At 55.4% G+C, this 21,116-nt stretch carries 16 protein-coding genes; 9 read left to right on the forward strand and 7 right to left on the reverse strand.

The genetic code is table 11. The annotated features are described in order from the left end of the window. The first annotated feature begins 10 nt into the window (after positions 1–10). The 3 genes from pepV to VKV18_RS10355 all read left to right on the forward strand — a co-directional run bounded on the left by pepV (position 11) and on the right by VKV18_RS10355 (position 3,264). Positions 11–1,411 (forward strand): dipeptidase PepV, encoded by a 1,401-nt coding sequence (gene pepV, locus VKV18_RS10345; protein ID WP_324204129.1) that lies wholly within the window; start codon positions 11–13, stop codon positions 1,409–1,411. Positions 1,412–1,622: 211 nt separating this feature from the next. Continuing rightward, entirely contained in the window at positions 1,623–2,456 is an 834-nt protein-coding gene (locus tag VKV18_RS10350) for a phytanoyl-CoA dioxygenase family protein (protein ID WP_324204130.1), read from the forward strand. A gap of 28 nt (positions 2,457–2,484) precedes the next feature. After that, entirely contained in the window at positions 2,485–3,264 is a 780-nt protein-coding gene (locus VKV18_RS10355; protein WP_324204131.1) for a DUF1080 domain-containing protein, read from the forward strand. Between the two features lie 92 nt (positions 3,265–3,356). Here the strand turns inward: VKV18_RS10355 and VKV18_RS10360 are convergent, their stop codons facing one another. From VKV18_RS10360 to cobA, 3 genes are all read right to left on the reverse strand, one after another. Continuing rightward, positions 3,357–4,706 (reverse strand): GAF domain-containing sensor histidine kinase, encoded by a 1,350-nt coding sequence (locus VKV18_RS10360; protein WP_324204132.1) that lies wholly within the window; start codon positions 4,704–4,706, stop codon positions 3,357–3,359. Positions 4,707–4,844: 138 nt separating this feature from the next. Continuing rightward, the gene (hemB, locus tag VKV18_RS10365) at positions 4,845–5,840 is read right to left on the reverse strand and encodes a porphobilinogen synthase (RefSeq protein WP_324204133.1); all 996 of its coding nucleotides are present in this window, start codon (positions 5,838–5,840) and stop codon (positions 4,845–4,847) included. Next, entirely contained in the window at positions 5,833–7,437 is a 1,605-nt protein-coding gene (cobA, locus tag VKV18_RS10370) for a uroporphyrinogen-III C-methyltransferase (protein ID WP_324204134.1), read from the reverse strand. Before cobA ends, hemB begins: the two co-directional genes overlap by 8 nt. 160 nt (positions 7,438–7,597) lie before the next feature. On the opposite strand from cobA, the gene VKV18_RS10375 reads away from it, so the two are divergent. Both VKV18_RS10375 and VKV18_RS10380 read left to right on the forward strand, forming a co-directional pair. Further along, on the forward strand, positions 7,598–9,487 hold the full coding sequence (locus tag VKV18_RS10375; RefSeq protein WP_324204135.1) for a choice-of-anchor tandem repeat GloVer-containing protein: 1,890 nt from the start codon (positions 7,598–7,600) through the stop codon (positions 9,485–9,487). Positions 9,488–9,602: 115 nt separating this feature from the next. Continuing rightward, positions 9,603–10,157: an HDIG domain-containing metalloprotein gene (locus VKV18_RS10380; RefSeq protein ID WP_324204136.1), complete on the forward strand. Its 555-nt coding sequence runs from the start codon at positions 9,603–9,605 to the stop codon at positions 10,155–10,157. A 2-nt stretch (positions 10,158–10,159) separates the two neighbouring features. Here the strand turns inward: VKV18_RS10380 and VKV18_RS10385 are convergent, their stop codons facing one another. The 4 genes from VKV18_RS10385 to VKV18_RS10400 all read right to left on the reverse strand — a co-directional run bounded on the left by VKV18_RS10385 (position 10,160) and on the right by VKV18_RS10400 (position 16,924). Continuing rightward, positions 10,160–12,820: an MGH1-like glycoside hydrolase domain-containing protein gene (locus tag VKV18_RS10385; RefSeq protein WP_324204137.1), complete on the reverse strand. Its 2,661-nt coding sequence runs from the start codon at positions 12,818–12,820 to the stop codon at positions 10,160–10,162. Between the two features lie 117 nt (positions 12,821–12,937). Further along, a complete protein-coding gene (locus VKV18_RS10390) occupies positions 12,938–14,455 on the reverse strand; it encodes a hypothetical protein (RefSeq protein WP_324204138.1) in 1,518 nt (505 codons plus the stop codon). A 4-nt stretch (positions 14,456–14,459) separates the two neighbouring features. Then, the gene (locus tag VKV18_RS10395) at positions 14,460–15,656 is read right to left on the reverse strand and encodes a hypothetical protein (RefSeq protein ID WP_324204139.1); all 1,197 of its coding nucleotides are present in this window, start codon (positions 15,654–15,656) and stop codon (positions 14,460–14,462) included. Positions 15,657–15,802: 146 nt separating this feature from the next. Next, positions 15,803–16,924: a sugar phosphate isomerase/epimerase family protein gene (locus tag VKV18_RS10400; RefSeq protein WP_324204140.1), complete on the reverse strand. Its 1,122-nt coding sequence runs from the start codon at positions 16,922–16,924 to the stop codon at positions 15,803–15,805. Positions 16,925–17,254: 330 nt separating this feature from the next. On the opposite strand from VKV18_RS10400, the gene VKV18_RS10405 reads away from it, so the two are divergent. The 4 genes from VKV18_RS10405 (at position 17,255) to VKV18_RS10420 (ending at position 21,102) form a co-directional block, all read left to right on the forward strand. Beyond that, a complete protein-coding gene (locus tag VKV18_RS10405; protein WP_324204141.1) occupies positions 17,255–17,869 on the forward strand; it encodes a hypothetical protein in 615 nt (204 codons plus the stop codon). A gap of 43 nt (positions 17,870–17,912) precedes the next feature. Next, positions 17,913–19,295 (forward strand): hypothetical protein, encoded by a 1,383-nt coding sequence (locus VKV18_RS10410; RefSeq protein ID WP_324204142.1) that lies wholly within the window; start codon positions 17,913–17,915, stop codon positions 19,293–19,295. 124 nt (positions 19,296–19,419) lie between these two features. Beyond that, the gene (locus tag VKV18_RS10415) at positions 19,420–20,076 is read left to right on the forward strand and encodes a hypothetical protein (protein ID WP_324204143.1); all 657 of its coding nucleotides are present in this window, start codon (positions 19,420–19,422) and stop codon (positions 20,074–20,076) included. A gap of 39 nt (positions 20,077–20,115) precedes the next feature. Then, positions 20,116–21,102, forward strand: a complete 987-nt coding sequence (locus tag VKV18_RS10420; RefSeq protein ID WP_324204144.1) for a cation diffusion facilitator family transporter — start codon at positions 20,116–20,118, stop codon at positions 21,100–21,102. Positions 21,103–21,116: the final 14 nt, after the last annotated feature.

Consider the following 21,116-nt stretch of genomic DNA (forward strand, 5'->3'; position numbering starts at 1 on the left):
GAGGCAAGAAATGGATCAAGCTATAGAAAAACTGCACCGTTGGATTGATGAACACCAGAATGAGATCGTCGAGATGCTTCAGGGGGTTTTGCGCATCCCAAGTGTGGAAGGTCCACCAGAACCCAATGCGCCCTATGGCCGCGCCGTTCGCGAGGCTCTCGACTATACTCTCGAACTGAGTCGCAAACTCGGCTTTCGCGTGCGCGATATTGACGGCCACGCGGGAGATGCGGAGTTCGGTGAAGGCCCCGAATATATAGGGGTATTAGGGCATCTCGATGTTGTCCCTGAAGGAGATGGATGGCACCACCCACCCTACGGCGCCGAAATAGAAGATGGCTATATCTACGCGCGGGGCGCCTCTGACGATAAAGGCCCAACCTATGCCGCGCTCTACGCGGCGAAAGCGCTCATGGAGAGTGGCTTGCCGCTTCGTCGCCGCGTCCGCATTATCTTCGGCTGCAATGAGGAGAGCGGTTTTGGCTGCATGCATCATTACTTCGATGTAACAAAGCAAGAGCGCCCTCTCTACGGATTCACGCCCGATGCCTCCTTCCCTCTCATCTATGCCGAGAAAGGCATCGTGAATCTTACTCTCTCCAAACTCCTCCCGAAGAACAACGCCGGTCTCTACATCGCCCATGCACAAGGAGGCCGCCGTCCCAATATGGTGCCCGATCACGCAACCGCCCTCCTTGCCGGCAGCGAAGAAGCGTTGCGTGAGGCAGAAACCCGCCTACACCGCTACTGGGATCGTAACATTACGTTCAGCTATACCGATGGAGGCATCAAAATAGAGGCCATCGGCAAATCGGCACACGGCAGCCACCCTACCGCAGGCGACAACGCCATCGTGCGGCTTGCCCGCGTCTTATGCGAGCTTGAGTTGCCCGAACGCTCCCTCTGGCTCGATTGGGTTGTACACGCCTCCGATACAGCCGGCAGCGGCTTGGGAATCGCCCATCGGGACGATGTGTCCGGCCCTCTCACCTCCAACCTCGGTGTCCTAGAATACAAGGAAGAACGGGTTTTTCTTACCTACAATATCCGTTATCCTGTTACCTGGCCGTTAGACAGTCTTCTGGCGCAAGGACGCCCGTTTTGGGAGAAAGAGGGATGGAACTACGAGGTTACTCAAGGGCATGCCCCTCTCTACGTGCCGCTTGATCAGGAACCGGTGGCAACTCTTCTGCGCGTCTATCGCGAGGAAACCGGCGATACGAAAAGCCAGCCCGGCACGATGGGCGGTGGCACCTATGCACGGGCCACACCCCGCACCGTTGCCTACGGAGCCGCTTTCCCCGATGGGAAGGATGGCCCAGCGCACGAACCGGACGAGCGCATTGCGATCCAGTCCTTGCTGAAAGCGGCAAAAATCTACGCTCATGCCCTATACGAACTCGCTAAGTGATTCTGCCCTGAGCAGATGCCAAAACAAAGGGCTGCGTGCGATAACAACACGCAGCCCAAACCCTATCAAAACACAACTTAACTTTGCAAGGAGTTGTCGTCTTACGAACGGTTAGACGATACTAGGCTAAGAAAGTTCAGAATCGAAGTAGGCAGGAAACATCCCGGCCAATAGAGTATATACAACGGACAACCTAAAGAGGAGTGCGAAAATGATCACGTCTGCAGAGACTTTACCCGATCTCTCCTCACCTTATCCGCTCAAAAAAGAGCAGATAGAGGCCTATCAACGGGATGGCCACATTCTACTGAGAGGCGTTTGCTCACCCGAAGAAATAGCCGTTTACGGCCCTATCATCCGTGAAGCCGCTTATCGCTACAACACCCAAAATCTGCCCATCGAACAACGCGATACCTACGGCAAAGCGTTCCTTCAAATTATGAACCTCTGGGTTCGAGACGAGCGGGTTCGTAAATATGTTCTGGCCCGTCGTTTTGCGCGCATCGCGGCGGAGCTGATGGGCGTGGAGGGCGTCCGAATCTATCACGATCAAGCCCTCTTTAAGGAGGCAGGGGGTGGCCCAACCCCATGGCATCAGGATTTCTACTACTGGCCTCTCGATACCGACAAGACGATCACCACGTGGATGCCATTAGTAGATGCCGACGAGACGATGGGCACCATGACCTTTGCTTCCGGCTCTCACACCCAAGGCTTTCTCGGGCACTTTGAGATCGGTGATACATCCGAAGAGTACTTCAGAAATTTCGTAGCTGAACACGGCTTTCCCCTTAGCCCGGCAGGGGCTATGAAAGCGGGCGATGCCACATTCCATGCCGGTGCCACCCTCCATTCCGCCCCCGGCAATAAAAGCGATCGCAACAGAGAGGTCATGACCATCATCTACTTCGCCGATGGCGTTCGCGTGATGGAGAAGCCCGACAATAAAAATCGCTGGCTCGACCTTGAAACCTGGCTCCCAGGTGTGAAACCCGGAGAGCTAGCGGTGAGCAAACTGAATCCTTTAGTCTATCGAAAGGAGTAACCAACCTATTTCAGGAGTGCGTCAGTTCATGAACAAAGCACAACTTGTACGCATAGGGCGGCTCTTAAGCCCCTTGCTTTTGGCCGGTCTGTTCTTTGCCACCATGCACGCCCATTCTCTACCTCAACAGGCGTCTGAGCCGGCCCCAAAACCGGTGGAAAGCCCACCGGTGCCCCCTCCACCCGGAGCGAAGAATGTGGTCTACCTTTTCACCGGCAAGCCCAACGAAATCGCCGAAAACTGGGTCTACCGAGGCAGTCACCAACCCGCTCAGTGGATATTCGACCACGGCACCATGAGGCCACGAGGTGGGGACATAATCTCGAAACAGACCTTTACCGACTTCCACCTCCACGTCGAGTTCTGGGAGCCGTATATGCCCAACGCCCACGGGCAGGAGAGAGGAAATAGCGGCGTGGCACCCTATGGCCTCTACGAGATTCAGGTGCTCGACTCTTACGGCATTCCCGATCCCGGAACCGGAGATTGTGGGGCCGTCTATGGCCAGACAGCCCCGCTCCTTAATGCCTGCAAGCCCCCACTGCAATGGCAAACCTACGACATTATCTTTCGTGCGCCCCGATGGGATGCCAATGGAAAGAAAACGGAAGATGCACGGGTTACCGTCCTTCAAAACGGGATTGTGGTTCAAAACAACACCATCATTCCTGAACCTACGGGCATCGCCTACGGTCGTAAGGAGCACCCCGGGCCAGGACCTATCTTACTCCAAGACCATGGCTCGCCCGTCCGCTTCCGTAATGTCTGGGTGATCCCATTACCGGAGCATGGTGCAACACACTACTAAAGTCTGATATAGGTCCAAAAATCCCCTTCCTCTCCTTCACTAAGGAAGGGGATTTTTGTCATCCTATACGATGCTGAGGTAAGTGAAGCGTTTCAAGAAACCTGGTTCGCTTGCAGGGGCAAGCGCACGGTGAAGGTGCTCCCTTGCCCGGGTGCGCTCTCTACCGAGATCGTGCCCTTGTGAAGGTCTACAAGGTGCTTCACCAGGTAAAGCCCTAAACCGGTTCCCTGAATGTTGCGAATCTCCTCTCGCTCAAGGCGCTCGTAGGGACGGAAGAGTCGCGCACACTCTTCTTGTGTCATACCGACTCCGTGATCTTTTACCCGCACAACCAGTGCATCCTCCTCTTTCCGTGCCGTAATACGTACCTCTCCACCTTGAGGAGAGTATTTAAGGGCATTACTGATAAGATTCGAGAAGATCATGGTTAGCTTGTCCTCATCCGCCTCAATGGTGTTGGGCACATCATCGGCAACATCGAGGACAAGCTGATGACGATCGGTATAGAACTTATAATAGCGATAACGGTTCACCAATCGCTCTAAAACGGCGCGAATATCTACCTCGCGAATCGCTAGGGTCAAGGGCCGTCCCGCCTCAAGACGAGCTACATCGAGCAACTCGTTGATCATATCCAGTAAACGATCGGCGTCTGCTTCAATGGCACGATAAAACTCTTGCTTGGTCTCCTCATCTAGCGTATGGTCGGTATCGGCTAAAATGGTCTGGACGTAGCCTCGAATAGTGGTCAGAGGATTGCGTAGTTCATGAGCGACGAAGCCAATGAAGTCCGATTTTAGCCGATTGGCCTCTTCCATGGCCAAACGTCGTGTCTCTTGTTTGTGAAGTTCATCTTGTAAGCGCAAGCGCTCTTCTAAAGAACGACGTAGATTCTCATAAAGCCGTGCGTTTTCCAAGGCAATGGCCGCTTGATTGGAAAAAGCCTGTAGCATTTGAAGATGCTCTTCAGAAAACACTCCCGTTTTCAGACGATTGTCGAGATAAATAACACCAAGCAGTTTGTCTCGTACCAACAGAGGCACACAAAGCACAGAGCGCAGGTTATGAAACTGCACGCTTTGGCGCGAGGCAAACCGCGGATCCTCCATCGCATTGTAGGAGATCACCGGCTGCCGTGTGGTCAGCACGCTTTCCACGATAGTCTTGCTGATCTCCGCCTGGTTGCCTCCCTCTCTTCCAGAAAAAGCTGCCTCAAGCGCCGCTCGGTCAATCTGGTACATGGCCTCTCCCCAAACTTTTCCGGTGGCCACATCTACCAAGAGAATGAACCCTCTCTCCGCTCCGACAAATTTGATCACCTGCTCCATCGCTATATCGAGAACCTGCTTAAGCTCAAGGGTCGAGTTCATGAGCTGGCCAAGCTCGAGTAGCTTTTCTAAATAGTTCTCCTGGGAAGGCGACTTTGCTGTTGTCTCCGCCATTCTATTCACTCCTTATTTCTCTATATCCCTAAAAGAATCGGCCTGTAAATTAAGAAACCGCATCCGTACTCAGAAATGTTCCCTTCCTTTGGGAGTTTCGTAAGGATAGATAGGCCTTTAGCCGATTACGGACTGCATCTAGGATTTGGTTTCGCCATGTTTTTCCTGCCAACGCCGAGCGTAATCCAGCGCATGATAGGTCAGGATGATGTCGGCACCTGCGCGTTTGAAAGCGGTCAAAATCTCCTCTACGATGCGCGCCTCCTCTATCCAACCGTTCAGCGCTGCAGCCTTCACGAGGCTATACTCTCCTGAAACATTATAAACGGCGAGCGGCACATCGAAGCGCTCGCGGGCAATGCGCAGCACATCCAGATAGGCCAGTCCCGGCTTCACCATCACGATGTCGGCTCCCTCCCGAATATCCAGCGCTATCTCGCGCATCGCCTCGCGTAGGTTCGGCGGGTCCATCTGATAGCTGCGCCGATCGCCGAACTGTGGGGCGCTTCCTGCGGCTTCACGGAAGGGCCCGTAAAAACCGCTTGCATACTTCGCGCTATAGGCCATGATGCCTACCTGCGTAAAACCGTTCGCATCAAGCGCCTCACGAATGGCGGCCACACGCCCATCCATCATATCCGAAGGGGCAACGATATCCGCCCCGGCTTCCGCATAGCAGACCGCAGCACGCGCCAACAACTCCAACGTGGGGTCGTTTTGCACCTCGCCCTCTTTAATCACCCCGCAATGCCCGTGCGACGTATACTCACAAAGGCACACGTCGGGCACAATGAGCAGCGAATCACCGAAATTTTTGCGCAACGCGCGAATGGCACGGGGCACTATGCTTGTTGGCTGATAAGCTTGGCTTCCCATCTCATCCTTCTCTAGGGGAATGCCAAACAACATCACCGCTTCAATACCTGCCCGAATCACCTCCTCCACTTTTCGACAGATGTCGTCTAGGGTGTATCGCCAAATGCCCGGCATCGAGGGAATCTCTCGACTCTCTGTCTCCTCTGTAACAAACATCGGGTAGAGAAGGTCACAGGGCAGTACCCATGTTTCTCGCACAAGTCGTCGCAAGGCCTCCGTACGTCGTAACCGACGTGGACGTTCGATCAGCCTATCCATCGCCTTTGCCTCTCTTTGCAAAGTAGCTCTCTAAAGCCTTCACAAGCCCCGCCATGGTGTGCTCCTCAGCTACGATTGTCGGTTCAAAACCATATTCTTTCAACGTCTGCCCGGTCACCGGCCCGATCGCCGCCAGACATACCCCCTTGAGATATGCCCCGAGGTTGCTCTCAGCCGACCCGATAGCGAGCGCCTGCATGAGATTCTTTACGGTAGAAGAAGCGGTGAAGGTTATGGCATCTATATTTCCCGCCCTCAAATCCTCTAACAGAGTCTCCGGCTGCTCCATAGCCACCGTCTCATAAACGGGGATGACATCCACTATCGCTCCCATAGCGCGCAGCCGCTCCGGCAGCATCTCCCGTGCCTCTCGGGCACGTGGTAAGAACACCCGTTTGCCCCTCATTTCCCTATCTGGCCACTGGTCTATCAACGCTTCAGCCACAGCCTCCGTAGGCACGAAATCGGCGCGTATTCCCAGCTTCTCTCGCAAAATGCTTGCCGTCGCCGGGCCAATCGCTGCGACTTTGGTCATCGCGAAAGCACGTGCATCGCGCTCTAAAGCCTCTAGGCGCTCGGCTATCACAGGAACGGTGTTTACACTGGTAACAACCATCCAGGCGTAGCGCTCTAGGCTCTGCAAGGCCCCATCTAACTCGGTCATATCCTTTAATTTTTCGATCCGGATGGTAGGATACTCCAGCACCTCAGCGCCGCGGGTCCGTAACATATCCACAAGGCCACTTGCCTGTTCTCGCGCTCGCGTAACCACGATCCGCTTTCCAAAAAGAGGTTGTCGCCGCGGATCGTCGAACCACTGTAATCGTCCCCTCAAACGAACTACCTCACCGACCACGCAAACGGCCGGAGGTCTCAAGCCCGCTTCGCGTACGCGTTCCACAATATCGGCCAGTGTGCCACTAACCACTCTCTGCTGAGGCCACGTTCCCCATTGTACCAGTGCGATAGGGGTCTCCGGCTCTCGCCCGTGCTCTTGCAAGCGCGCCACAATCTCTGGCAGCGCCTCAACCCCCATTAAAAAAATGAGCGTATCCGCGGCGTGCGCCAAACGCGCCCAGTCCCTACGTCCCTCTGCCTGCCCAGCTGCACGTCGTCCCGACTCTTTACCGTCCTCCCTTTCGTGGCCTGTGATCACACAGAAAGAGGAGGCTGCATCACGATGCGTCACAGGAATGCCTGCATAGGCCGGTGCCGCAATGGCCGAGGTGATTCCGGGCACCACAACAAAAGGCACTCCTGCCGTTCGGCAAGCCTCAGCCTCCTCTCCACCTCGCCCAAAGACAAAAGGATCGCCTCCCTTCAAACGAGCTACTCGCTTCCCTTCCTGGGCATGTCGAATCAGTAGGGCGTTGATCTCCTCCTGAGTTAGCGTATGCCTTGCGCTGGCCTTCCCCACAAAGACACGCAACGCCTCCGGCCTCGCATAGTCCAACACCGCCGGATGCACCAACCTATCGTAAACCACCACATCCGCCTGCGCCAATAGTTCCCGCCCGCGCAGTGTCAATAGACCAGGGTCTCCCGGCCCTGCGCCGATAAGATAGACGATCCCTTGCTTGTTTTCCGGCTCTAACACCACTTAATACCCTTGCTGACTGTACTAAGCAGTATACCACCCCCAGTTCGATGGAATGTGGAGGTCACCGGAGAGGAGGCCTGCGTCCTCCATCCGCCTAAAGATAGGAAGGAGAATAGGTATAATAACCCTTGAAGCTAGCCTATGGGAAGATCGCCCTATGTACCCAAACATCCAAGAAGTCCTTCTGCCCTTCCAACCCAATAAAATCGCGTTCGAGAAGCTCCTCCTCAAGGAAGCATACCCCGCACCCGTCGACGGCTTCAGCTTCTTCTTCTTTAAACACCATACCCTCGAACACGGACACTTCTTCTCTTTCCTCCCACCACAATACCTCGACACCTTCGACTGGGATACTGATGACCACTGGACGGATTTCTGTGCCTTCCTTAGCCCTCGAATATCCGACCTACAAACCTTGAGCGAAATCGAAAGCCAGACGATACGGGCAAAAGGACACCACCATCAACGCATCGTCTCCCAATGGCTTGCCCATCACCCCCAAGCCTGCATCCTCTGGCAGTACGGCGACCCCGATTTCCCAAAACAGATTGCCCCCTTTAACTACCTCCTCTCCTACGATGCCGACCTCTATCTGCTCCTCACACACCAACAGTTCCGCACCTACGGAGAGAACGCCATCGGCAGAACACGATCTGTCAACTTGGGCGGTTACCCCTCCTTCTTTGTTCTCACCCTCCTCCCGCCCCATTTCCCCCAACAACCTAGCCCCGCGGCCCTCACCATTCCCCCCGATGTCCTCGAATTTATGGCCGCCCACACCCAACTCCTCGGACTGGCAGGGGTCTTTCAAGGAACCGTAGACATCCTCTGGCAACGAGACCCCCAACCTCGCTATCCCTTCACCCCACGCTACGGCCTCTGCACCGGTGCCTCCCCTACAGGACATCTCACCACCCTCAACGGAGGCCAAGCCCAACAAGGACTCCTCCTCAATCTCTCCCCTAACCAACCCCCACAAATCGTCCATCCCTTTGCAGCAGACCCTGCAGGCCAACCGGTAGCCGGCCTCCGAAGGGCCCCCAACGGCACCCTCTACGGCATTACCCTCCGAGGAGGAGACTTCGATACCGGAACCCTCTACGCCCTCGACCCCAACACCCAAACCGTCGAGGTGCTCTACCAAGGAGAAGAGGGAGGGCCACGACACCCCATCGGATTGCCGGTCTGGACGGAGGAGGGAGGCCTCTACGGGGTGAGTTTGTTCGGAGGCCAACACAATGCCGGCACCCTGTATCGCTTCGACCTGCAGAGCAAACAGATGCAGATACTGCACAGTTTTGCGGGGCCGGAGGGCGCCCATCCGTTGGAGGCACTGGTTTTAGGAGCGGATGGCTGGCTGTACGGCATGACGGATGCCGGAGGGGAGCATGGGGAGGGGGTGCTGTTCGGCTACCACATCCCCCAAAGACGCTTCGAGGTTTTATGGCACCTGTGCAGAACTCCTCTGAGCAGGAAAAAGGCCAAGCAAAACCGGTCAAAGGAAGTCCCTACAACCTACTCTTCGGACATAGTAGGAGGTGCCAGTCTGTTATGGCACCCACAGGGCGCCTTGTACTATCCTTTTAATCAATTTGTTAATCTGTTTGGTCAAGAGAGGTCCGCAGATTCCTCTTCCTCGGAGGGCACGCCATCGGGTTCTGTGCAGGAACGGAAGGTCTATCGTTATTGGGTGAAGGAGCGTCGTTGGGAGCGAGTGGTTTTTGTGCTTGGGGAGGAGCCGGTGAGTTGGAGGGATTATCATAGCTGGTCATGGTTTCTGGGTACGGACGGGCGGATTTATGGGACTGATGGTCGTGTGATTTATCGTTGGGAAGTGGGAGAAGAGGAGGGGGAGATACTGTATCGTTTGCCGTATTATAAGCGGAAGGAGGAATATGGGAAGGGTGAGGCGATGCATGGGATAGGGGATTTTGTGTTTGGGGAGGACGGTTATGTGTATGCATGGAACTGGCACTATGTGTATGGTTTGAACATGCAAACGGGGGAGTGGCGTCTCTTGCTGCGGTATGATGAGGCAATAGAATAGACAATGCTACTTCCATCCCGCTGCCGGCTTGCCCTGAAGGTTACAGACAACATCCTTCTCGCGAAACAGTATAATTAAATGATGAGCTATCATCTGCAGAGGTAAGGACTATCTTATGCACGACCGACAGGCCGCTTGGCAGCTGGTAACCGAATGGACGCAAAGCGAAAGCCTTCGCAAACATATGCTTGCAGTAGAAGCCGCCATGCGCTTCTATGCGCGCAAATTCGGTGAGGATGAGGAGCTTTGGGGCAATACCGGACTTCTACACGATTTTGATTATGAACGCAATCCCGATCCGCCCGAGCACCCCACCGTCGGCATGAAAGTGCTCGCCGAACAGGGCTGGCCTCCGGAGATGATCGAGGCGATCGGAGGCCATGCGGAGTATCTTCATATTCCTCGCACCACCCTCCTGGCCAAAACTCTCTATGCCGTAGATGAGCTTTGTGGGTTCATTCTCGCCGTGGCCTACACCCGTCCTTCTCGCACTTTGGCCGAGGTCGAAGTGAACTCCGTGCTCAAAAAAATGCGGCAGAGCGGCTTCGCCAGAAACGTCAGCCGAGAAGACATTGTGCGTGGAGCCGAGGAGCTTGGTATTCCTCTTGAAGAGCATATCGCCAACTGCATTGAAGCCCTCCAGTCCATCGCGCCTAGCTTAGGGCTTTGAATTTAGGGAGGGGTTAAAAGCTTGTGCCGTTGCATATCGTAAAGAAAATGCACCGGATGGGCTGTATGCAGTATCTGCTTGCCATCTAGATAGACGGCAAACCCGCGAAAGTCTTTCGCGATATGGCCACCTTCCGCATCGTAGGCGAGGGTGATGTCGTGCCCTCTATAGGCTTGTCCATCTAAAATCCACCAACGCCATGCCCCATCCGGCAACAGAGGGTCTATTTCAAGAACGTCATCGGCACGCGGAACAAACCCAATGAGGTCGCTGATTAACGGATCGATCCATGTGGAGTGGAAGTAATCCCGCTGATCGGTTTTCCATTGCCCCGTTTCCCCATTGTAGAACTCGCCCGTCCATGGGTAGAGCGGATTCTGGTTTTTATACTGCGCCTTCGTAAACGAGTAGAAAAGCTCGTAAAGCTTCTGACGGGTGAGCGCACAAGGAGCGTAGTGGCGCAGGGTGTTTGTCATCGCCCGCATCACTAAACTATTGGCATGAGGCCATGTGGGCCCGTTCCACATGCACACGCTTCCTCCAGGGCCAACGGGCCAGCCATCTTGAGAGTAGGCGGGGCAACTCTTTGCCGTAGATGCGATCGGCCATGGCGTCCAAAAGAGATTGGGGTTCAGCGCCGTTTCCCAAACCGTTTCGTAGCCCTTACCCGCGGGTGGAAGATTAAAAGCGAACGGATAGAGACCGATCACCTCCAAAGCCGGCGAAGGCGCATCATCTGAAGCCCGTAAGTCCACAAACCAGTGATCTTTTGCATCCCACATTTTCTCGATAACAGCCTCACGAATGGCCTTCGCCAACTGTTCCATCTTCTCGGCTTGGGCGTTGCGCCCCAATAACCGGTCAATTTTGGCCACCGCCACCGCATTACCGTAGTTGTAGGCCGTGAGGTCCACACGGCGCAGCGGAGTCATGTATTTCGGATCGGTGCCTGCTCCGCCTCCGGTCTCATAATGGGCAAACGAAAAGAAGGCTGGCTGCCACTCCATGCCCGTCCACCAATGGCTATCTACTACCAAAAGCGGACTGCCGCCCCAACCGTAAACCTTCTGCCACCCCTCCACGTTGCGCTCGAGAGCCGGGGCGATCTTTGCCAGGAGAGCTTTGTTCGGATGTACCTCGTTCAACCCCCAGGCACAAGAGGTGATCCAGTCTGTGTACTGCCCTCCTTGCTGTCCCTGCAAGGTTACATGGCTCGGATAGATGCCGTCAGGACGAGGATTGCTTACAAAAGTCAACAGATGCCCCCAACAGTAGGAGGGGTCACGCAACCACCGCGCCTCATACATCTGATGCCCGGCCCCGTAAGAGATCACGTTGGCATACCAGTCGGAAGTCCAACGCCCCTCCGAGAAGGCGCGATACATAAGGTGCCCCATGCGTGGGTTCATGCTGTTCTTTTTCAGTAAGTACCAACGATGGTAATACATTTTCGTTATAAGGGGATCGCTGCAGGCAAAGTAGGCGATGTTCTTGTCAAACCACCCCTGATAGGCCGCCACTTGCTGTGCTAAAGGATGAATAGAGTGTAATTCAGCCTCTAGCTTCTCGTGCGCACCCGAGCGAGAGGTTGCAAGCGCACAGGCGAAAAGAAAACGTCTCGCGGTCTTGGCAGGAATTTGCTCGGTAAAACGAATTCCCTCCCCCTTCCCATCGAACCCAACGGCCTCTAACCATACCGGATAGCCATCTATGCTTCGCATCTCCTTAAAGCGATCGGAGGCCGATTTTAAACCGGATGACATCACGATGGAAAAAGGATGCGCCGTTGTTGAGGGGTTTGTCACCCGAATTTCTGCGACCAGCACATCGTTCTGAGTGATCCACTTGTCCCCTTCGATGTGCAATGGAGAGTGAAACTCTTGCTGCTTTGCTTCGGGCGCATAGTGCGGGTCAAAACCATACAGCCCGGTATATAGATTTGTCCCACGATGATGAAATACCAGCTGCACCCTTTCTGCCAGCTGGGGCGGGTCGAAACGCAGGGTGTTTTTATCCGGCTTCAGGTCTGTTAAAAGGTGCCCCCAAGGCACCCATCGCCCATGCCGATAGAATAGAACCTCCATCTGCGCCGGCGGCGCACATCCCCCACCTCGTGGGACGTCGTTGTAAAAATAGAGGTCTAAACCGGTGAGCTTTCGCAAGCCACCCAGAGCGACCGTGTACGTATCCACCCGATGCCCGCTGGACCAACAAGTCCATCGCTTTTCAGGCACAAAGGGGGGAGTTAACGGATTCTGGGCATTGTCTATAACATAAGTAAAGGAGGCCGTTGCTTTTAACAGCGTTCCAGGCGCCCCCACCATATGCACATGGCTTGGAGTGTATGTCGCTCTTTGCACGATGTACGATTGACCGTCTGCGGCTACGTCAAGGTCAAAAGCATCGAGATTGGTGATGTAAAGTAGCTGCACCCCATCACGAAACGCCCATCCTTGCGGGCTTGTGGCCCAAACACGATCCCCAGAGGCCCCGAAGGGAACCGTGCTATCATAAGGCCGAGCCAAAATCTTGTCTATCGAAAAACGGCTAGCGGGAAACACACGGTGCGCTAAAGGCTTCGGCGGAAAGCTGGCTTTTGCTCCCCTACCACAACTGCCGAACAGAAGCAGCGTACCCAGGCAAACAACCCCATATCGTTTCAAACTTCGAGACTCCTTCAGGCTTTTTTGGAAGAAGGTTCGTCAAACCGCTCCTTCTATCCTGCCGATGTTTGCAGAGACAAGCTCATAAAGAGAAGACCTCAAACCCATGATAGAGCCTTAACGTCCCTTTAGCCACCTATCTCGAAGGGCAATAGCCTCCTCAGCAGCGCCTGGGATGGGTTCACAATCCGCATCTAGTCCTGCATGAGCAAGGCACGCGCCAAAGGGCATCTCTTCCGTTGTTTGTATCAACCTATTGTAAAAGTCAGATAAATCGCTTGCAGCCACCTCATTGATAGCGTTTCGCAATTCTTCTTCCGTATAGCCAGCATGTGGAGGGGCATAGCGACGCAAAAGAAGGCGCATTACATCGGCCAGACTTCGCGTGTTGTGCGTCACATAACGCAACTCAAGATCGAGACAAAGACCTATTAACGCACCCTTATCATAGTAGGATAGCCCCTCGTAGCCTTCACTGTTGCCGGCGTCCCACACATGCCAGCTCGCCTGCTCTGCGCTTACCTGTAGCCGCGCCGGATTGGCCATGTAGCTCTGAATAGCTCGCCGCCAGTGAGCTAAAAACTGTTGCGGTGTAATGAGGCCCGCACGTAAAATAGATAGCCAAGCGAAATAGTCCGTTACGCCCTCCACAAACCACAGGCTGCGTGTATGAGGGGGATGTACGTAGTCGAACGGCCCCAACACCTTCGGACGAATCCGTTTGACATTCCACAAATGGAAAAACTCGTGGGCGGCGAACGCGGCGAAATCGGTTAAGGTCTCCTCCGGTAGATACACCAAACGCGCTGAGTTTCGATGTTCTAACCCTCCTCCACGGCCATCTACATCGAAGTAGAAAATGTATTGCGAATAAGGCAGACCTCCCATCATCTCCCCTTCCGCTTGCACAATACGCTGCAAAGTCTTTGTGAGGGTCTGAGGCTCCGTTACCTCCTGCGGATGATCGAAAAAGATCACGCGGTGGACAATACCGTCTACCACGAACTGCTGTATCAGCAGGTCGGCAGGCGCAGCGATGAGAATCGGCGAATCGGTGAGCGCGTCGTAGTCCTCTGCACTATAGACAACACTTTCAGCCGTCTGCTCGGGTGTGAGCGGCACGATCACCTGCCAACCTTTGGGCGCATCCACCTCGAGTCGAGTAGGGCACTCTTTCTCACCCACCACGTAGAGGAAAGCGGCCGTCCCGCTCACGAAAACCTGGTCGGGCCTTATCTGCACGTTCTCACAAAAAATGCCGGGCGGCTCTTGGGGAACTCTATAGGAGATAACGACATCCTCCGCAACATTCGTCTGCACTTGCCAGGTGTTTTCATCGAGCCGTTTTATAGCCAATGCATGGCCGTATCCGTCTTCCGCCCGCAAACGGGAAACGTATTGGGCAAAATTCTGCACATGGTAGTCGCCCGGACACCACACAGGCATCTGCAAACAGGGGTTTTGCACTTCGGGCACTCTCAGCGTGATCTCTAAATAAGGCGTGTTGCCCCAAATCGGCTTTAGACGATAGCTAATCGTCCCCTCGGAGGAGGGGGGCGCCGCCGCATAAGCACCAGCACCTTTTGCGAGTACATAACAAAGAAAAACCCCTATGATATGCCGGCAAACACGCATAGCGCTACTCCTTTTTGGCCGGAAGCCCCATCGGAACCCGTGCCGAAGCCACCTGTGTGGCTGCATACAGTCCGGTTTCTAGCAGTTTCAGCGTCGTTCCTCCCGCCCCGAGCGGGCGGTTTCGTGCGGTGGCATAGACAATATAGGACCGATCGGGCGACCAGTCCATGTCCGCGCTGTCTATTGTCCCCACCACCCAGTGGCGCCCTGTGCTGAGATCGAACACGACAACATCAAAGCGAGAGCCATGCGGAGAAAGCGCCCCTACCTTGTCTAGCCCGATCCATTCTGGCGCAAAATAGCCTTTTCCGTCTCGTGGGCTAATGCGTCGTAGATGCCTGCCCCGCGCATCCACCGTCCATATCTCATACCGATGAAAATTGAGGGCGTCCGGCGTAAGCACGAAGGCCAGAGCGCGTCCGTCGGGTCTCCATACGATGTCGCCGATCCGCAGAGCGATATTGGAGGAGCGTTGATTTGCCGGCAGCGTCGCGAGATAGTCTCTCGCGCGTACTCTCACGATCTCAGCAGCCGCACCCTGTTGTGCGCTTCCGGGTTGCAGACGCCGAATCGTCTCGGTGTTAGGCGCGGCGAGAGCATGAACAATGCCCTGCCGAAATGCTAAAACGGGTTGGGGGTCGGCACGGGTGGGCAGTGTCGGGCGCCAGACAGGCCAGTCGCTTTGGGTATAGACATCGAAACGAGGTGGTATCTCCTGTGGCAGCTGATGGGCGTGGAGCGGATGCACAAAAATAGCTCTCTGCCCGTTGATCCCCTCACCGACAAAAGCCACATAACGACCGTCGGGCGACCATACAGGGGTATGGTAGAAGTAGAAAAGAGAGTGATAGGGCGTCTTATGCAGAGCGAGCGGGGCGAGGGCACCGCTAGCGATATCCAGCAACCATAACCCTGTGCCGGGCATCCATGCCCCATCCTCAAACCGAAACCACTCTGTGCGCTCGATGGCGAGCTGACGATCGTTAGGCGACCAAGAGAGCCTATCGGGGCTACTGTAGCTCTCCCAACTCGCGTCAAACGGTCGATCGGGATTGATCATCTCCGGTCGCAGCAACGGAACCACCCGGTGCAGTCGGGCATCAACCACGCATAATTGGTACCGTTCATCAGACAGAGCGCGCAAAAAGGCGATATAACGCCCATCGTGAGACCAACGTGGCGCGATGTCGCAGAAGCTCAAAGGGCCTGACGCCCTCTCTCTTCGCAAAGACTTAGGGACCCCGCAACTCATCAAACAAAGGAGGAGGAAGAACCAAATCAGCCTCCTTCCTCCTCCCTCTAAAAGACGATACCGTTGACTCGTTGGCCAATACATAACCGTTTGAACTACTCGCAGGTGAGAATGCGCTTCACCACATCAATTACGTTGGCCACCTCGCCCGACTCCTGGGCCTGCTGTAACCTATCACGCACGGAATAGATGGCAAGCGCCTTCTTCATTGCGTTTGCAAACAACTCCTTTGAAAGCCGCATCGCACGCACCGGGTCCATGCGGTAGGTAAACTGGTCTTCACCAAACCAACCATCGTAGCCCGTATCTACCGCAGCATAGCAGAACTCGGCGAGGCGCCAGATGTCGTCGGTGCCCGTTACACGGTCTTCGTCGTTCGAATTGTACTTTGCGGCATTGATATGGAAGTTGGCAATGGGCACTCCCATTCGCTTCAACAAATAGAGACTATCGGCAGGCTGGTTGCCCACCATCTGCTCGTGGCCGTAGTCTATCACCACGCCCATTGCGGTCGTCCCCAAGGCCTCGTTCACCGTCTTGGCAACAAGTGCGGCTTTCGCAGTGGTATTGAGGATCATATTGCCTTCCCGTGGCTCTTTCTGCTTGGCCTCGGTGCCAAACAGCAGGCCATAGCCATTGGCCTTTCGAGCGATCTCCACGCACCCCTCGATAAACCAATCGAGCTGTTTTCCGTAGTTCACCTCAAAATGGTAGTCCCACCCATCTGAACCGGGCCAAAGCTGCACACTGCGCGTGCCCACTCGCTTGGCGATCTCCACCGTCTGTAAGCAGTAGTCCAGCGCCTCACGACGACGCCCCGGATCGGGGTTTGTGATGCTGCCCATTCGAAAACGCGCCCTTGTCCAGATGTTCGTGTTCATGTTGGTCGCGATCAGGTTATGCGCCTGCAGAGCCTCTTTCACAGTACGAATAGCATTATCATCAATTTGAAGATGCTCGTCCAGAAACATCTCATTGTTCAACTCGATCCCCTTTATACCGGCCTCCGCCACACGGGCTATCTGCCCCACCGCGCTCTCATCCAGGGGGACTTCGGCATAGGAACGGCAGAATCGATCGCTGAACCCACCGGCGCACCAGTGGCCGGCAGAGAAGTTGATACCGTAGGTCTCAAAAAACTGGTCTACCCGCTCCCCTTCGAGATAGCCTCGGAATTGCGAAGAGAGCAGCGCTAGGTTCTCAATGTTGACGCGCATCGTTGTAGTTCCCCTCTACAGAGTTTGACTTTCTGTATGTTTCGCCCTCTGCAAGAGGAGTTCCTGCTTAGGTCTCTTGGAGCATCTCCCATCCCAAAAACCTCTCCAATCCCACAAGCTACCTTTGCGCAGAGGATACACCGGCGAGGCCTACGAGAACCTATCTTCAAAACCAACAAAAGAAGGAATCTCACCGCAGCGATGGCGAAATAGCATTTTGCAAAGAGATGCCGACACATTTCAACCATTGAAACCAAAATCGCGTTTTTTCGATATTCTAAGTGAAGGACGAAAATCGGTGCGAGCGCTCTTTGCAGCGAGGAAAGGCCCATGATTACTTTCATTGTGCTGATGTTTACGGGCTTAATCGGGCTTGTGCTCATGGCGCTTCCGGGGTTCCTTCACCATGGCGGTCAGCTCTCCCATGCGGTACACACCCCCCATGCGCCGATTGGTGCCCATCACGGGGTTCATCTTCATGCGCCCTCCGTCGCCAAAATCTCGGCAAAGATGGGCAAGCCCAACTGGCTGCGCCTTGTTCCATCGCCAAGGGCTATCTTTTCCTTTCTGGCGGCCTACGGCGCCTTCGGAGTGCTCTTCATGGCAGGTCTGCACTTCTCGGCAACGCTGTCAGCATGGAGCGCCATTCTACCCGCTATTGCCTTTGAACGGTTTGTCCTTCGGCCCTACTGGAACTGGCTCACCAGCTTTGGCGCCACACCGGCCTCTCCGTTAACCACTTTGGTGTTTACCGAGGCGGTGGCCGTCTCCAATTTTCAAAACGGCCGAGGCATCGTTCAGGTAGAACACGATGGCCGTGCCGTGCAGATGATGGCCTATCTCACCCCGGAACAGTGCCATATGCCCGTGCATGTTGGAGACCGACTGCGCGTGGAGTCGGTAGATGAAAAGAAAGAGCGCCTCACCGTTTCGTTGTCGCATTGAGATGTCCTCATGACCGTTTGAAATAAAATAAGGAGATAGAAACATGGATAACTCGACTATGTGGATCGTCATCGCCTGTGCCGTGCTTTTAGCGGTGATTATTCTCGTCCCCATCATCGTGAATGCCTTCTACCGCACGGTAGATGCCGGCCAGATACTGCTGGTGAGCCGACCCGGAGGAGGGCCTCCGCGGGTTCACCGCGGCCCCTGCAAGGCCTGGGTCATTCCCCTCCTCACCGCCACCCAAGTGATCCCGGCTCAAGCCATTAATGTGGATATTGACATCACCGACCAAACTGCCGATGTGGATGCCAATGGCAGACCGGCCCCGGTAAAGGTGAACGTGAAAGCCTCTGCCATCGTCAGCGTCGGGGAAAGCGATTCGATGGTGATCACGGCGGCAAATAAGTTCTTCTCAAAACCGCCAGCAGACCAGCTTTCCACCCTCACCGACGTGCTCTCCTCCGCCGGACGACGCGCCATAAACCTCCTCACCCTCGACCAGCTCTTCAACGCCCGAACAGCCCCCTCTCCTGCGGCAACCACCTCGCTTGTGCCTGCAGGCGTTAGCGATGTGTTGGCACGCGGAGAGGACGACGCCTTGGCTGTGATCATTAAAGAAGCCTGCTCTCGTAAACTGCAAGACCTTGGGCTTACCTTCAACAGCCTCAACATCAAGGCTGTGCTTAGCGACGTGGCCGAAGCGCGGCGTCGCGAATCGGCAGCACGCGCCAAAGCCAGCGCCGACGTGGTGCAAGCGCAAGAGGAACAACGCGCCCGCATCGCCCAACTCGTTGCACAGCAGAAGATCAACGATCAGGAGCGCGAGCTGAATATGCAGATCGCCGCCAATGGCGCCGCCGTTGCACGCGCCGAGGCCGAGCGCATGCAGGCCGTGCGCACCCAACGAGAGGCCGAACTGGCCGCCACCCAGATCACTCAAGCGCGCGCCGACGCCGAGCAGACCGTCATCAAACAAGAGGCAGAGGGTCGAGCGCAAGCTGCCCGCATTCGTGCCATCGCGGCCGCAGAAGCCGAATCCATCCAAATGAAGGCGAAAGCCCTCGCCGAAGCCGGACCGGCCTACCTCGAGCTGCGCAGGCTTGAATTGGCTCCCGAATTAACACGCCAGATATCGGCAGCTCTCTCCAATGGGCAGTTCATCAACTTCGGGACTGCCGGCAACGACGGCCATACAGCAGCCACTACCGCATCAGACGATGTGATGCGCGTGGTGCAAACGCTCATGGCCGCCCAGGTCATTGCCAACAGCAACTTCGGTGGAAACCATAAATCCGAGGAGCCGGCTGCCCCCACCTCTCTCCCCTCCTCGCAACAGCCCGCCGCTCCCTCCATAAGGCCGGCCTCTCCACCCGCCCAGCCTGCCATTAAGCCCGACCAGAAACCGAACCAACCAAACCGATGATCAAAGAAGGCACAAAACAACTATCGTTTAAAACAGGGTAAACTGAAAGGAGGGAACAGCAGTAAGTCGAGGAGGACTCTTGCTGCACCGGCGTACCGGCCTTTTACTGTGAGCAAGAGAGTCTATGCATATTGCTAATTTTGCCTATCCGTCAGCACGAGCGCTCCTTTTGGGGGCTTGTGTGCTGGCGGTTTTGCATGGGTTTTTGCCCTCCCATTGGCTTACGTTCGTAGCTGTGGGGCGTCTGCGACGCTGGTCGGGACGCCGCACGCTTGGCGTTGCCGCAGCAACAGGGTTTGCACATCTCTTTGCAACCGTTATTCTTGGCTTCTTGCTCGCGCTCTCGGGTAAACACGTTTGGGCCTATCTCCACCTGCCGCCCCAGCTGGAGAAAACGGCCATCTCGATTGTCACCATCGGCTTAGGAGTCGTCTTCGTGCTCCAAACGCTTGTGCCTCATAAGGGGCATCATCATGAAACGGTTCCGACGACCTCTTCAGGAGATAGTGCCATCATCGCGACGCTCTTTATGGGCATGGTGCTCTCCCCATGCCTCGATCTTCTCCCGCTCTACGTCGTCGGTGCCAATTACTCCATAGCCGTTTTGAGCCTCATGAGCCTGCTTTTCGTAGGAATCACCGTGGGAGTGATGCTCACCCTTATCTGGCTTACCCTGCAAGGAATGAAACGCCTTAACCTGGAACCGCTCGAACACTACGAGGGTCTCCTCATCGGATGTGTGCTCATTCTATTAGGAATTACGGTCAACTTTCTGAAGTAAGTCATAACGGCGAACGATAATCATAGGAACGGTGAGAAGATGACACATGGAAACGGCGGCTGCGCCCATCATCATGCAGCAGGCATTGGAGAGAGGCGGCTTGCCTTCTCTCTACTGGGAACGATTCTTTTCGTCGCCATCGAAATCGGTGTCGGCTTGTGGGCTAACAGTTTGGCTTTGATCTCCGACGCCGGTCACAACTTCACCGACGCCATGGCGCTGGCCCTATCCTGGTATGGGCTTCGCGTGGCACGCCGGCCTGCCAATGCCATGCGAACCTACGGCTATCATCGTGTGGGCATCCTAGCGGCCTTCATTAACTCCGCTACGCTGTTTGTGCTCGCCCTCTGGCTTCTCAAAGAGGCTTTTCTACGCCTACTTCATCCGGAGCCGGTAGCCGGCGTTCCCGTTATCATCGTGGCGGCCATCGCATTGTTGGTGAACACCGTCATCGCCGTTGGCCTCCATCGCGCCTCGCAACATAGCCTCAATGTTCGTAGCGCTTTCCTGCATATGGTGGGGGATGCGGTGGCCTCCATCGGGGTGATCCTGGCCGGCATTCTGATCGCCATAACCAAATGGACTCTTATAGACCCGCTGGTCTCCATCGGCATCTCAGGGCTTATCGCCTGGTCTTCATGGGGCATCATTCGTGACAGCCTCAATGTGCTGCTCGAAGGCACTCCTCGCGGGCTGAATGTGGAGGAGATGACCCGGCATATGCTGGCGGTGCCCGGCGTCAGCGACGTGCACGATCTGCATGTCTGGACTATCGGCGATGGGATGACGGCTCTCTCTTGCCACCTCATCGTAGATAAGGAGAAGATCGATCAGGCTCCCGATGTCGTTCGCAAGACAAAACAGATGCTGGCCACGCGCTATTCGGTAGGCCATGCAACCATCGAAACGGAATGCGGTGGGTGTGGCCAACCGGATGAACCCTACTGCCGCCTTGAACCGCTGCCCAATGAGAACCCCCCGAATCATCACGAGCATGATCATCACGAATGCGATCACGCGCACTAAATGTAACTACAGCT

It is taken from the genome of Chthonomonas sp. (assembly GCF_035294505.1).
Taxonomy (GTDB): Bacteria; Armatimonadota; Chthonomonadetes; order Chthonomonadales; family Chthonomonadaceae; genus Chthonomonas.